Here is a 13,322-nt window from a genome sequence, read left to right as displayed (position 1 = left end):
CCTGAAATACTCAAAATTCAAATAACGGGGGTGTTATGTCTTTTCGTTGCGTTTCAATGATCGTACTTGCCTTGACGGTGCTGACCGGCTGTGCCAGTGCAGATGTCTACTTACGGCCGGAGCGCACAGTTTTCGCGCAAAAGAAAAATGTCCAGACAGCGCTGTCGTTGGTTGAAAACGAGAACTTTGACGTGTGGTGTCTCGACAGTAGTGGCGACAGGGCTAAGCCGCAGTCAACTGAAAGATTTCAGCGGGATTCGGACCTGCAGTGTCTCTATCGCTCAGTCGATAAGGACACCTTGCTGCCGTACTTCAAACTGACATCGACGACGATCGATGGGGGAAATGCCGCACTCGCTTATAAACGGGATGTTTATATTGCGTACCTGATGAGCGTAGCAGATCAAAACTGCAGCAACTTCCTCGGTCGCGCTTTTGCCAATAAGACCTCAGTTGATTCCTTGCGCGGCACTTTGAACGATGTGTTAACCGGTAGCACTGCCGCCATCGCAACGAGCGCGCCGCCGACAGCTGCCGCCTTGGCGTTGACCAACTTGGTCACCAACAAATCGATAGACAATTTCAACCAGTCCTTCTATTTTGAAAAAACGTTTTCTGCCATGCGTTCCGCTATTATTTCGCTCAGATCGGAACTGCGTATCCAAATTCAATCGAATATGAGCAAAAACTATCGCGCATATTCGATATCCGATGCAATGAGCGATATGACCCGCTATGACGAAGGATGCTCGATCATGGCCGGTGTAAACAAGCTTCAGCAATTGGCGGATGATTCCACCAAAACGCGAGTCGAGCTGGAGCGGGTGCGCGCTAGTTTCGTTTCCCTTTACAGCCAGAGGGACGACCTGTTGGGCCAAATAACCAGGCTTAACACGAAAGTTAGTGAAGTTAGCGCTAGCGAGGATAAGGCCATTGCTGAGAGCCTGAAAGTTGAGATCAGCGAATTGAGGAAGAAGGTAGGCATTGTCAATGCCAGTATCGATGCTACAGCAAAGAGTTCAATGGCCACCTTGGATAAGCAGGTTGCGGAGCAAAAGGTCGAACAGACCCAGGTGCAAGAGCAGGCGAAAGTTGACGCAACCAGAAGCGTTCTTTCCGGCAATGCTGCAGCGGCGCCTGCACAGACCGTGATCGTTGCCCCTGTTGTGGATAACCCGCCAATAGTACCCCCGACTGTGGTGGTCCCACCGAAGCCGGAACCCGGTAAAAAGTAAGCTGCGTTGCTCAGCTCGCTGCAAGCAGTTTCAAATGGCCTGACTCGCCATGATGTAGCTGCGAACATGGTCGATTTACAGGTTAAATGCTGGCTGTACAGATCACCGTTGCACAAAAAAATAGTTTCCGCATTGTCCCTGTGAGGCGGTGAAAACAGTATGTTGTAAGGTGGTGGAAAAACATCGCGTGCGGAACAAGGGCGAGCGTAAGTATCTGAAATGTATGAAGTATTTTGAAGACTTGAAAACTAGCGACGGATTAAACTGTTCGTGAGTTCGAATCTCACACGCAGGGTGCCTTCGCGCCCTGCGTGTGAGATTCGAAGGGCTGGGCCTACCGGCCCAGCCCGCCCCGAATCCTCCAACCGCTGCCGCTGCCGCTGCCGCTGCCGCTGCCGCTGCCGCTGCCGCTGCCGCTGCCGCTGCGCGGCAGGCCCGCACGCCTGCGGCGCGCGTTCGTGGTTAAATTAGGTCTTCAGCTGAGCCAGCTTCTACAGCACCCCACGCATCAGTCCGTGTCTGAATGGCAGACCTGACCCTCGCGCCCTGAGGACTGGCGCGCGGGGGCGACGAGAGGGCGTGCGTTCTGACGCATTTTGACGCACTTTGAGCGGATTTTTCCTGTGAGTAATACTATGGGGCGGATTTTCGTGCGCTGGTGTGACTGTTTCGTAGTCACACGGTTCGCGTTCCCATATCGGTCTCGTTCAGTCGCTAAGAAGTGTTCTTTGCTCGTTGAAGTGCTAAAAGTTCTGTTCTTTGTAAGCTGTTATTTTTTTTCGCACCTCCCATAGTGCATTGTGACTACGGGAAGCAAGCGGTGTTAAAACAAATTAAGTCTGGCAGGGTATCGGTTAGGAGAATTGACGTCACTTTTAAATTTTTGGCAAGATAGATGAAAGTGCTAAGATAGTCCAAGTCTATTGAGTTCCTCGACTACTTTCGCCGCTGCGGGGGATACCACATTAAAATGAAGTGCTTCTTCTTGGAAGCAGCTAGCCGCGCCAACAGCTTCCTCAGGTCGGACTCGAGGAACGGAACCAACCATCGAAAATTGCGTGAGGAATGTGTCGATTGTGTCGGGGGGGCGAGTTGTATCTATTAGCTTTTTTAAAATTTGTTCTTGCCACTGCTTATTTTCCTCAGTTTTTGGCCAAGTTGATATATCTATAAGTTCAATTCCATAACGTGCTAGAACCGCAAGAACGAACGTTGCGCAAGTTAGTCCTTGGCCTAGTTCGGTTTTTAGACACTGACCAGTCGTTGCATCGAAGTACTCCCCGTCTTCGTAGTTAATACTGTACGGGAGTCTTCCCTTGTTCTCGTTGTAAAGGTTAGCAAGAAACCCGATTACCGCGTTGGCCTCAAAGGGGTCAAGAAAATCGGATACAAGGTAAGCGTACTCATGAGTGATTTCCGTTTGCCGGAAAATGTTATGCCATGCCAGATCGAAAAGCCACAGCCTCCCATCGTCTGACCTAACCACAAAACCTGCATGTCGTTGGTCGTCAGTCCTGGTTATAGGCGTGCCTGCTATAACAATAGCAAGTTGCAAATCTTCTGGAAAATTCTGAGTGACCTTGTCGAGGATTACTTCCATATTTACATACTTAACGATTTAGTCCACGCAGTAACCTATCAGTATTCTTACCATCATTTTGCAACTTTGCGCGCACCGATGAAAGTAGGTCCTGCCAGGCCGGCAAAAATGATCGAGCACTGAATGATGAGCGCAATAAAGCAATCATTGACCACTCTGTAAGATTTTTAACGTCTACCTCGGCTAATAGGCTATTCACCTGCTCATATTCTCGAAGTTTAAAGCTTTGCTCTACATAATAGACCACGTAGAACGATGCCAATTTACCTTGGCCGCTAAGTTCCCAGATGGAAATCATTTTGGCAGCTGTTTTAGAGCTAGTTGCAGAGGGTGTGCGTTCGCGTTGGTAATCGCATACTACATTGGAATTCCTCACCGAATGTTCCGATACTCCCCTCCAATTTTTTTGACAATCTGAGGGGGCTGTGTGAGAAATTAAGGTAACAGTGAAATTTTTCTGCTTACTAGACATCCGCGTATTGGGGTGCTCCAGCCAGATATGGCAATTTGCGCTTGATAACTCATCAACGCTCGGCGAAGAATCCGTAGACAGTAATTGAAAATTATGTGCTAGTTGCTGGCCAAAGGAATCTGGGCAAGTGTCTGTTGTTGTTGAGATAATCATGGTCCAACACCAACATTCAATATTTCTCTACAGGCTACATGCAACTCATTGACGAGATCCATACGGTTCGCTGCGGGCAGTGGAATAGTCCGCATTCCATCAGTGCTGAAATCAAGTTCGGCACGGCAGAAAAATCTTGGAGCCATAGACGGGAATGAGTTACCAGGAGCTACGTTGATAATCTGCACACCTATTGTCCTGAATTTGCACAGTCGATTTAGTTCCAAGCCCTCAACTTTCTTGGACACAGATGGAAAATTAATCTGCATGAATACTTCTCTCGCCGCTTCAGGATCGATGTGGAGAAACGGTAAGTACGCAAGAAGGGTTTGAGTGCCTTGGCTGGGCTTGTCAACCGCATAAAAGAAAACCGGGCCAACCGCTGCTCGAACAAACAGAGTATCGTCGTTGTTTAACCATTTTTCGATCGGTTCAATTAGCGAAGTTAGTACCTCTGAAGCATCCCCGAGCGTGGGCAAAACTGGCCCATGGGGTTCTTCTGTTGTGTATAGCCAATCAACGCGATTAAAGCTTACCCTGAGCTCAAGCTGACCTTTTAGGAAAGGAGCAGACTCTGAGTATTCGGCGGTGGATGGTTTGTGGGTGACTTGATGCGGATCAATTCCGGTAGCGTTTTTAAACCAATTTTTGCCTGCCGCCATCACCGGTTCGTTTGCGATCAACGTAACCCGTAGCGACTCCGTTTGCCACCCTGTAATTTCGGGCAATGCCATGGAACTCTCCTATTTTTGGATAATTGTACACGCCACATCGAAGTCTTACTTGTTTCGACGAAAAAAACTTGTCGTGCGTCTATAAAAGCAATGGGTAGCGTGAATCGCCGCCAGTTTGATAGACAGTTGCATCGCATTGACCTTGCATCCGCTTTTCAACAGACGGAAGACCTCTCAGTTTTCTAATCCACACGGTACCAGTTGATCAGCTTGATCACCTCGTCGAAGGTGGCGGCGGTCCGATTAGTAAGCAAGTGCCACCTCGTGGGTTTGACACCAGCGGGTGTATCGATTTCATGCGCGATAAGGCAAATCGCCACTATCTTGACGTTGCGCCGCTCCGCCAGTTCTACGCGTTACCTCCACACAATTGCTGGGATACTTGGTTCCTTCTTGTGTTTGTCGCGCGCACTTTCGCGCGCACCTATGATGAAGCTGATTTCCCCTGCCGGCGTGCCAGCTAGCACATGTGCCTACACTTTCTCGCCGCTCTATAACGACACGTCGCTTTTCGTGCACAGTATTTCAGTTTTCTGGCGCACCGCAGCCCAATGCATAAACCATCAATTCAATTATAGCGGCTTCGCGGTCGGACACACACGCTAACCGCGTTAAGTGCATTTCGGAGGTCCTTCCGTAGCTTATCAACGAGGTCATCTCTACACAACCGTCCGGTGTACGAAAAAAAGAGCTATGTCACCGTTAAGTGCCGGAAATCGCTCAGCGTGGCTTTCAATAATGTTTCCGGGGCCATCCCAGGTAGTTCGGCAAGTAGCGCGTCACCACGCCATGAAACGCAGGCAGCTATTGCCGCAGGCGGCCGTGATACGCATTCACGTTCTGCACATGGACAGCGCCGCGCATGCAGCCCTTACCGGTTGCGTGGGGCGATCAAGGAACCCAGCATGCCATGTGCGCGGCCATGCGGCTGCGCGCCATTTCAGCTTGCATTTGATTTGCATAGCAAAATCGCCAAGGGGGCAGGCACACAAAGACTTTTTGTGGCGATTTTTATCGTTAGGTAGCGTGGTAGGTATGGTTGGCGTATGGCGGCTTGAGAGCCGCATAAAACATAGATATTTGCATTACACCGCTTCCGCTAGGCAATAAAAAACCACCCCAAGGCGGTTTTTATTGCCTGCCTGAAACGAGCAGCGCGCCTTCGCGCCCTGCGTGTGAGATTCGAAGGGCTGGGCCTAACGGCCCAGCCTGCCCCGAATCCTCCAACCATTGCCGCTGTGCGGCAGCCCCTCGCACCGAGGGCGCGCGTTCGTGGTTCCAATTAGGTCTTCAACTGAGCCAGCTTGTACAGCAAGCGCATCAGTCCGTATCCGAATAGCAGACCTGTCCTCGTACTTGCTAATGCACGCTCTTCATCAACACGAGCACAATGAACACGCAAAACACGATGTTGGCCACTACCAGCAGTATGCAAGTACGCCACAGTGCGCCCCATTTGCCCAGGTTATAGGTGCCGCGTAGCTGCAGAAACATGTGCAGGGGCGGCGCTAGGCACACCAGCAATCCGATCAGCCAGCCCTGGTTGAGCATCGATAGCGGTATCAAAACGGTAAACAGCAAGGACATGAAGCACAGCGAGTACAGCACGAACACCGCATGCTCGTACATGGTCACGTCGCGTTTCCAGAAAAACATTAGCCACATGAAGGGCAGCGAGATCGGGATCAGCAGGAACGAGAACTTGTAGATCGTGTTCTTGAGCTTGTAAAACGCCAACTCGGGATTCTCGGCGGCATGACGAAAGGTTTTTTCCAGCTCCGGAAAATCGGCGTCGGGATTGGGTGGGCTGGATGCGATCTTGGAGACAGTCTTGTCGAACCAGCCGGGCTCTCTCAGCTCAATGGCCTCCTCACGGTTCACTTTTTCGGGCGATACGACGTACAGCAGGCGTTGCTCGGCTTCGTGTTGCAGCTTGCGCGACACGGCCAGCGCCTTCTCGACCCCAGCGACCCCGGTATTGGCCTGGCGGGCCTCAGCCAGCGCCTGCTCATTGCGCTCGACCCGGAGCTTGGCAGACGCGGCGTGGTTGGTCAGCGAGGCGATATTGGCGTCGCGGCTGAGAAGCTTGCCGCTGCCGAACGAGGTGATGAAGAAGGTCAGGAAGACCATGAACAGGAACAGCGCTAGCGGCGAAACATAGTTCTTGCGCTGGCCGTCGATGTAGCGGCGCGTCAGGCGGCCCGGAAAGGCCACCAGCAGCGGGAGCGTCTTCCAGGCCTTGGCGTCGAAGTGCAGGATGCCGTGCATGACTTCTTCGGCCAGGTGCAGCAGCGAATGGTGGATGTGGGCCGACTGGCCGCAGGCCTGGCAAAACGCGCCGCCCAGCGGCGCCTGGCAGTTGGCGCAGTTCGCAATGGGCGCGGCACTGGCCCGCTGCGGCGTGTTATCGCCCTCGATCTCGCTGGACGTCACACCTGCCATCGTCAGGGCGCCGGCTGCTTTCAAGTCACTCATCGCGCATCTCTCACCAGGAAAATGGCTGATTGTGCAACAAGGCGCCTGTATGTTCAAGTAAATACTGGCAAAAACGGCAATCGGTTTGCTCAGCCGGGTGCGTGCCAATTCAGCGCCAACAGCGAGTGGCCTTGAATCTGAATCTTGCGCGTGCAGCCGAGTGGTTTTTCGTGCGGATGCGGCGATGGCGAGGGACGCGCTATGCCTCTTCCGTGCGTGCTCCAGCCCGGTGCCATCAGGCCCGGCTTACTGGTAAATGGTCAGGTATGGCGCGGGAATGTCGAGCGGGTGGAGCATGCCCGCGAAAGCCAGGTCGATCAGCAGGGCGGCCAGCAGGCCGACTCCCGCCGGGATGCCAAGGGCCAGCCTGCGCACCGTCAGGGAGCGCGCTTGGACTTGCCAATATATGGCACAGCCCAGGTGCGTGAACAGGGCACACACCGAGAGGAAATAATACGGCGCAAAGAACAATGCATATGGCATCCGCACAAAACCGGCAGCGGCATAGTAGAAATTGGTGTCGAGCTTGAGCGCGGCGCGGCCGAACAGGACTGCGCCGACATGAAAAAGCAGGAACAGGGCCAGGTAGATTCCCGAGCCGGCCTGCAGCCACGCTACCAGTCCGGAGCGTTTTTTCCATTTTTGCCGCACCATCCATGTTCCGCTGCCACATTGAAACAGCACGCACGCCAGCAGCACCGGCTCGACTACGGCATGCCGATAGAGTGGCCGGATCGCCTCCATGAAGGCGATGTGCGCGTGGGCGCCGGCAACGGCTACCAGATGATTACCAAGATGCAGCAATAGATAGGCCGCCAGGACACAGGCCGACAGGCGGTGAGCTTTACGAATTGACATATGGATTCATGAGCGAGTTGGGTTTTTACTGTGTTGCGCTGGCGCTCCACGATCCCGAGGGCAGCAGAACCTGCCGTGCTTGCCTGCCGTCACGTGCCCCATGGCCTCGGAGCGTTGGCGCCGCCTACCAACGCGCTGGAGATACCGCCCCATATGAAGATTCCTGTCCAGGCGCGATCAGTCCATTGCCGTCGATCCCCGCTGGCGCAGGGTGATCGCCAGCGGCGTGGGCGTCATCGTGAAACCCATCACTTCACTGGGGGCGGCGCCAGTCAATGGCCGGACTTGCGTGACATCGAAGCTGGCCAGCAGCGTTGCCATCGCTACCTTGATTTCCATCAGTGCCAGGTAGCGCCCTGGGCACATTCTTGGCCCGGCGCCAAACGGCAGGGACAACTGGCGTGCAGCGCCATCGTTAACCAGCCAACGCTCCGGTGTGAAACGCTGCGCTTCGGGAATGAACGCCTCGGCCACGCTGTCGTGCCGCAATACGCACCACAGCAGGGTGTCCGCCGGCAGGCGCACATTCAATACCGTGGTCTCGCACAGCGCCTGCAGCGGCAGGAATGGCGCGGGTGGCTTCAGGCGCATGGCTTCAAGCGCACATGCTTCTACATAGTCGAGCCCGTCGACCTGTTCCGGTGTCATCGTATTGGTATCGGATATCTTGCTCAGTACTTCCTGTTGCGCACGTTCCAGTGCGGTTCGATTCTGCCAGAGCAGCCATATCAGCCATGCCAGCGCGCTGGCAGTCGTCTCCTGGCCGCCCAGCAGCATGGTGGAGACGTTGCCAGAAATGACAGCTTGATTGACGCCGCTATCCGGTTTATCGGCTGCCAGCAGCATGGCTTGCAGCATGTTGACAGGCTGGGCGCGCAGCGCAGGATCGGCCGCAAGCGCCTGGCGTGCCTGGTCGATAAAACCATCCGTCGCCGCATGCAGTGCGCGTACGCGGCGTTCCAGGCGCCGGTCCGCGGGAAGCCGCAGCCAGCGCCAGTAAGGGAACGGCATCAGCGAGCGGCGGGCCACTCCGGCCATCACCTCGCTCACGTCTTCCTGCAGCTTGTCGTCGCCGTTGAGCAGCGTATTGACGTCTTCACCAAAGGCGAGACCGGCAATCACATCGACCGTGTAGCGTTTGAGGTCACCAGAAAGATCAATTTCCTGCTGCGCTTGCGCTGCGGCGTTCCAGCGCTGCGCCAGTCGCAGGCCCACCTGACGCAGACGCACGAAATACGCCCTGACCATTGCTGGCGAAAAGCTGTGCATCACCATGCGGCGCTGCGTCAGCCATTCGTCGCCCTCGGCCAGCAGCAGACCGGGTGCGCCGCCCAGTTCGGCCGAGATGTCGGTCGTCACGGCGGGGCGGCGGAAGGTGTCGGGCCGCGCACGCAGTACCTGGGTGATCGCCGTGCTGTCCGACAGCACCACCACTTGCCGGCTGCCTATGCTGGCCCGGAATATCGGGCCGTAGCGCCCGCTCCATTTTTCCATGGTCCGGTGGATAGTGCGGGGGTTGAGCTGGTGCGCATTGCCGAGAAACGGCAGCGCAGGCGGGGCGGGCAAGTCGGCGATCTCGCGCGAGACGGGCATGGCGGCTGTGTTCATGAGACTCCCTCGGTTGGCAGGTGATGAAGGCAGTATCGTTTGCTCAGGCAAGCAGGTCTTGAACGTTTGCGACACGCTACAATGCTTGCATGACGCCACCTGATTCCATCTGCCCGCCGACTGTCGCACGCCTCGTTGCCCCGCGCGTGGCACTGGCTTCCTGTGTACGTGCCTGGCTGGTACGCAGCACCATGTGCTCTGCCCCGTTGCCACCGGAGCAGCGTCTTAACCGCTTTCCCGCGACACCGTTCTGCGCCATTACATGGATGATCGAGGGAAATGCCACACTGGTGGAACCGGCCACCGGCGAGGAGGCGGGCCCCGGCGACGCCGTCTTTTCCGGTCCGCGCACGCAGCCGTGCATCACTGCCAATCCCGGCCCCGTACACACGATTACGGTGCTGTTCTTTGCCGACGCGCTGCATCGGCTGACCGGGATGGACATGTCCGCTCAGATCAACAATATGGCCGAACTTGGCGCTGCGCTCGGTGACGAATGGCGGGCGCTGTCGGCGCCCTTGCTGGCGGCGGCGGACGATGAGGCCCGTATCGCCGTGCTGGAAGACTGGCTGGAGCCGCGATGGCGCCAGGAGCGGGGCTCCGAGGGCGCACTATGGGCGCCGATCCATGACTGGCTGCAGGCGCTCGCCCTGCGGGCCGCAACGGCAGGCGCGGGACGCAGCGCACGAATGGTGGAGCGCCGCGTGCGGACGTGGACAGGGCATCCCTTGCGTATGCTGCGCCGCCTGGCGCGGGCCGAGGAATCGCTGGTGGCTGCGACGCGCGAGCAGCAGCAGGGGAAAACGTCGCTGTCCGACGTGGCGGCCCGTTCAGGCTATGCGGATCAGGCGCATCTGTCGCGCGATGCGCGCGAATTGGTGGGCGCCAGCCCGCGCGAGCTGATTACGCTCGCGCAGACGGATGAGAGCTATTGGTTGTACCGCATATGGGTTTGACCAGGGATCGCTGTCGTCGCGCGGCAGCTGCGCGCGCCGCGGGCGCGCGTTCGTGATCCCGATTAGCTTGTCGACTGCCTCGGCTTTTACCGCATCCAGCGCATCAGTCCGTGTCTGAATGTGGGAACTGACCCGCGCGCGTGGACAGTCAAACCACGGCCGCGCTGAACGACTCGGGCCGCCTTGCAAGCAGATGCGACAGCCGTTGAAGCCCCGCCTGCAAGCGTCCGCGGTCCTTGATGCTGCCCAGGGAGATCCGGATGGCATTCACGGATACGCTGCCAGTTGCAAATGCCTCCGCCGGCGTGACCGCGATGCCGGAGCTGTCGGCTGCCCGCGCCAGCTGCGAGGAGTTCCAGTACGCCGGCAACTCGAGCCATACGTGCAGGCCGTCGCCAGAGCCGCTGTAGCGCCCCGCCAGGATATCGCGGGCCATCCGGTGGCGCAGGCGCGCCTCCTTGCGTACGCCTTGCAACAGGCCGTCGGCCGAACCGTCGAGTATCCACTGCGTGGCCAGGGCGGCCGTCAGCGGCGCGACCATCAGCGCAAATGACCTGAGCGCGACCAGGAAGCGTTCGCGTTCCTGCGGGTCGCGTATCAGCACGAAGGCGACACGCAAGCCGGGCGTCAGGCATTTCGACAGGGTGGATATGTAGTACACGTGTTCCGGGGCAAACGTGGCAACAGGCGGTGGCGGGGCATCGGCCAGGAGCCAGTAGGGATCGTCCTCGACGATGCGTACATTGCAGCGCTGCGCGATGCCGGCGAGTTCCTCGCGCCGGCGCTCGGGAATGGTAATGGCGGTCGGGTTCTGCAATGTCGGATTGAGGTAGATCAGCCCAGGCTTGTGCTGGCGGCACGCTTGCTCCAGCATCTCGGGCACCATCCCGTGCTCGTCTGCTTCCACGGCAATGACGTGCCGGCCGAATTGGGCCGCTGCGGCCCGCAAGCCGGGATAACTGCTTGGCTCTGCCAGGATCGCGTCGCCTGGCTCCGTCAGCGCCAGGATCAATGCGGCGATCGCCGCTTGCGCACCGGGGCAGACAACAAGCTGTCGGGAATCCAGATGCCCGAACATCGGTGCCAACCACTTGCTGCCAGCCTTGCGGTCGGAGTCGCTTCCCCCGCCCAGGTGGTAAGTCATTAGCAATTCATTATCTGCCCTCATCAATACTTGCGACAGACCTTGTCTCAACATGTCGTCAAAGTCCACGCCATCGGGCGGCGGCGGGGTATTCATGCTCAGGTCGAGGATCGCCGTCAATTCGACTTTCGGCGCCGCGACATAGGTGCCCCGAGCGCCGCGACCCTCGAGCAAGTTGCGGCGCCTGGCTTCGTCGTATGCGCGCGTGACCGTCGTCAGGTCGACGCCCAGCTGGGCTGCCAGCTGGCGCTGCGGGGGCAGACGGTCACCCGGGCTCAAGGAACCGATTGCCACCGCCGCCTGCAGCGCATCGGCAATCTGCAGGAAACGCGGCCCTTTGTTCGGGGCCAGGCGCGGCAGCCAGTTGGTTAAATCTTCATCTTGTATGGTTTTCAACTGGGACATTTTGTCTCAATGTATGGAGATTGTTTTCATGTAGTATGCATCATAACGTAGAGCAACACCATGCTTGTATGGCAGTTGCAGACGTTTTCTCTGCTCTCATGCGCATTCGGCGCCTCACTGCGCCCGATGCCACTGTGATGTCATGGCTGGCTATAATGAAAGAGTCAAACAGGGTGCCTGGGGGATGGGTTGGAGCAGTTGCTGCTGAAGCAGCGTTTTGAGGAAGTGTTCCTCACCACAGATAGTGTCAAGTAATAGCCTGGAAATATTCAAAATGATAGATTGGACCCCTATAGTCTTCGTTACGTTCAAGGCTCTCGTGCTCGCCACGGGCATGTTCTTTGCCATCAAGTGGCATTACGATCAAGGCAAGAAGGATAAGGACAAGGCGAAGCAGAATCGCGCGGTGCTGCGTGCGAGCGGCAAGGTGATTGCCATCTTCGGACTATTGCTGCTGAGCCTGGGTCTCGTTACCTTCATCTTTGTCAGGATGCTCGGCCTGGAGTTGGCCTTCTCATGAGCGAAGTGCGAAGCCTGGCGAATTTTCCAGGCCCGTGACCTGTGTTTCATCCTTGAAGGGGATGCCGCATCAGTTCGTCGCATCTGTGAATGTATCCATGCTGGACCCGACTCCGGCGCCCGCACGGTGCTTTCTGTCCTGGGGTCTGAAAGTGCCTGTACGTATGCCTTGCCTGTCTGAAAGTACTGTGTAAAAATACAGTATCAACTTTCAAACAGGACACCTCATGATCAAAGGCAGTTGCTGCTGCGGCTCGGTAAAGTTTGAATTGGCATCGCCCCCAGCCATGATGGGCATGTGTCACTGTTCTCGTTGCCGGAAGGCCGGAGCAAGTGCCCTGGCCTTCGTTGATAAAAGCTCATTTACCTTGCTGGAGGGGCGGGAATTTATTCAGCGATATGCGCCAGAGCCACCGTTTACATATGCAAGAACCTTTTGCAAGCACTGCGGGACGTCTTTGGGAGAGATTGGCTCAGAGAGTGATTCATTTCCAATTTCGGTGAATTGCCTGGATGATGACCCTGAGGCAAGAATGCAATTTCATGTGTATGTCGGCTCCAAGCCTGCATGGTATGAGATCTGTGATAATGCAAAACAGTATCAAGAAAGTCCGGCATCATAAAAAAAGCCAGTCAGTTGACTGGCTTTTTTTATTATACTCCTGAGTTTTCGAGGAATTGCGATGCTCGTTTTTTCTCAGGATGGATTTTCGTAGCGACCCCTCATCCCGGTATCATCGATTCTTTGCAATCACATCACTCATGTACTCATTTAAATCGCGAAAATCCTTGACACGCCAGGCGTACGGCGCCACCTTGACGCCATTCTCTTTCAGGGTTTTTGGAATCAAGTCTCCATTCGGACGAAAGATTACCGATGAAACAATGACGCCCGGATAATCCCTGAGGCGCTTTTTGAAGGCGGATGTTGTCAGGTCAGGTGTGGGCGGATTGCTTTTGTTTGCCAATGGCCCTGTTCCCTTGATATCCACGCCGTGGCACATGGCACATCTCTGCATATAGAGATTTTTTCCATTGATATTTTCGGCAAAGGACGATGATGTTTGAAGCAGTGACAGAATTCCCAGCGAAGCGATGAGTAATATTTTCATGTTGCGTGTTGTCTGAGCCAGATATGAATCCATGATTATATCTGTCCTTGT

12 protein-coding genes and 1 pseudogene are annotated in these 13,322 nt (G+C 56.0%); 4 read left to right on the top strand and 9 right to left on the bottom strand.

Annotation, left to right across the window (positions count from 1 at the left end):
- Positions 1-56: 56 nt before the first annotated feature.
- Positions 57-1,235, top strand: a complete 1,179-nt coding sequence (locus VPH41_RS18950; protein WP_328571122.1) for a hypothetical protein — start codon at positions 57-59, stop codon at positions 1,233-1,235.
- 904 nt (positions 1,236-2,139) lie between these two features.
- Here the strand turns inward: VPH41_RS18950 and VPH41_RS18945 are convergent.
- From VPH41_RS18945 to VPH41_RS18915, 7 genes and pseudogenes are all read right to left on the bottom strand, one after another.
- A complete protein-coding gene (locus VPH41_RS18945) occupies positions 2,140-2,835 on the bottom strand; it encodes a hypothetical protein (protein ID WP_328571121.1) in 696 nt (231 codons plus the stop codon).
- 10 nt (positions 2,836-2,845) lie between these two features.
- Complete coding sequence (locus VPH41_RS18940; protein ID WP_328571120.1) at positions 2,846-3,460, bottom strand: hypothetical protein; 615 nt, start codon at positions 3,458-3,460, stop codon at positions 2,846-2,848.
- Positions 3,457-4,194: a hypothetical protein gene (locus tag VPH41_RS18935; protein ID WP_328571119.1), complete on the bottom strand. Its 738-nt coding sequence runs from the start codon at positions 4,192-4,194 to the stop codon at positions 3,457-3,459. Before VPH41_RS18935 ends, VPH41_RS18940 begins: the two co-directional genes overlap by 4 nt.
- Before the next feature lie 744 nt (positions 4,195-4,938).
- Positions 4,939-5,052: pseudogene (locus VPH41_RS18930) on the bottom strand (IS1595 family transposase); the annotation flags it as partial.
- 501 nt (positions 5,053-5,553) lie between these two features.
- Entirely contained in the window at positions 5,554-6,669 is a 1,116-nt protein-coding gene (locus tag VPH41_RS18925) for a DUF3667 domain-containing protein (RefSeq protein ID WP_328571118.1), read from the bottom strand.
- Positions 6,670-6,915: 246 nt separating this feature from the next.
- Positions 6,916-7,527, bottom strand: a complete 612-nt coding sequence (locus VPH41_RS18920) for a hypothetical protein (protein WP_328571117.1) — start codon at positions 7,525-7,527, stop codon at positions 6,916-6,918.
- 177 nt (positions 7,528-7,704) lie between these two features.
- Positions 7,705-9,135: a cytochrome P450 gene (locus tag VPH41_RS18915; protein WP_328571116.1), complete on the bottom strand. Its 1,431-nt coding sequence runs from the start codon at positions 9,133-9,135 to the stop codon at positions 7,705-7,707.
- Between the two features lie 89 nt (positions 9,136-9,224).
- On the opposite strand from VPH41_RS18915, the gene VPH41_RS18910 reads away from it, so the two are divergent.
- Positions 9,225-10,091 (top strand): AraC family transcriptional regulator, encoded by an 867-nt coding sequence (locus tag VPH41_RS18910; RefSeq protein ID WP_328571115.1) that lies wholly within the window; start codon positions 9,225-9,227, stop codon positions 10,089-10,091.
- Positions 10,092-10,239: 148 nt separating this feature from the next.
- On the opposite strand, the gene VPH41_RS18905 is transcribed toward VPH41_RS18910, so the two are convergent.
- Positions 10,240-11,640: an aminotransferase-like domain-containing protein gene (locus VPH41_RS18905; protein ID WP_328571114.1), complete on the bottom strand. Its 1,401-nt coding sequence runs from the start codon at positions 11,638-11,640 to the stop codon at positions 10,240-10,242.
- A gap of 274 nt (positions 11,641-11,914) precedes the next feature.
- Here VPH41_RS18905 and VPH41_RS18900 point away from each other — a divergent pair, with 274 nt between their 5' ends.
- Together VPH41_RS18900 and VPH41_RS18895 are read left to right on the top strand one after the other, a co-directional pair.
- On the top strand, positions 11,915-12,160 hold the full coding sequence (locus VPH41_RS18900) for a hypothetical protein (RefSeq protein WP_152256356.1): 246 nt from the start codon (positions 11,915-11,917) through the stop codon (positions 12,158-12,160).
- Positions 12,161-12,386: 226 nt separating this feature from the next.
- Positions 12,387-12,782, top strand: a complete 396-nt coding sequence (locus VPH41_RS18895; protein WP_328571113.1) for a GFA family protein — start codon at positions 12,387-12,389, stop codon at positions 12,780-12,782.
- A gap of 111 nt (positions 12,783-12,893) precedes the next feature.
- Here VPH41_RS18895 and VPH41_RS18890 read toward each other — a convergent pair whose 3' ends face one another.
- Complete coding sequence (locus tag VPH41_RS18890) at positions 12,894-13,271, bottom strand: cytochrome c (RefSeq protein WP_328571248.1); 378 nt, start codon at positions 13,269-13,271, stop codon at positions 12,894-12,896.
- Positions 13,272-13,322 lie beyond the last annotated feature (51 nt).

Source organism: Janthinobacterium sp. P210006 (genome assembly GCF_036231885.1).
Taxonomy (GTDB): domain Bacteria; phylum Pseudomonadota; class Gammaproteobacteria; order Burkholderiales; family Burkholderiaceae_D; genus Janthinobacterium; species Janthinobacterium violaceinigrum.
The sequence above is the reverse complement of the archived record's forward strand: the minus strand, read 5'-3'. Positions and strand labels throughout refer to the sequence as shown.

Excerpts from the sequence above, each read along its gene's own strand:
- VPH41_RS18940 (WP_328571120.1), bottom strand. The coding sequence starts at position 3,460 with ATGATTATCTCAACAACAACAGACACTTGCCCAGATTCCTTTGGCCAG.
- VPH41_RS18920 (WP_328571117.1), bottom strand. The coding sequence starts at position 7,527 with ATGTCAATTCGTAAAGCTCACCGCCTGTCGGCCTGTGTCCTGGCGGCC.
- VPH41_RS18900 (WP_152256356.1), top strand. The coding sequence starts at position 11,915 with ATGATAGATTGGACCCCTATAGTCTTCGTTACGTTCAAGGCTCTCGTG.
- VPH41_RS18915 (WP_328571116.1), bottom strand. The coding sequence starts at position 9,135 with ATGAACACAGCCGCCATGCCCGTCTCGCGCGAGATCGCCGACTTGCCC.
- VPH41_RS18950 (WP_328571122.1), top strand. The coding sequence starts at position 57 with ATGATCGTACTTGCCTTGACGGTGCTGACCGGCTGTGCCAGTGCAGAT.
- VPH41_RS18925 (WP_328571118.1), bottom strand. The coding sequence starts at position 6,669 with ATGAGTGACTTGAAAGCAGCCGGCGCCCTGACGATGGCAGGTGTGACG.
- VPH41_RS18890 (WP_328571248.1), bottom strand. The coding sequence starts at position 13,271 with ATGAAAATATTACTCATCGCTTCGCTGGGAATTCTGTCACTGCTTCAA.
- VPH41_RS18895 (WP_328571113.1), top strand. The coding sequence starts at position 12,387 with ATGATCAAAGGCAGTTGCTGCTGCGGCTCGGTAAAGTTTGAATTGGCA.
- VPH41_RS18905 (WP_328571114.1), bottom strand. The coding sequence starts at position 11,640 with ATGTCCCAGTTGAAAACCATACAAGATGAAGATTTAACCAACTGGCTG.
- VPH41_RS18945 (WP_328571121.1), bottom strand. The coding sequence starts at position 2,835 with ATGGAAGTAATCCTCGACAAGGTCACTCAGAATTTTCCAGAAGATTTG.
- VPH41_RS18935 (WP_328571119.1), bottom strand. The coding sequence starts at position 4,194 with ATGGCATTGCCCGAAATTACAGGGTGGCAAACGGAGTCGCTACGGGTT.
- VPH41_RS18910 (WP_328571115.1), top strand. The coding sequence starts at position 9,225 with ATGACGCCACCTGATTCCATCTGCCCGCCGACTGTCGCACGCCTCGTT.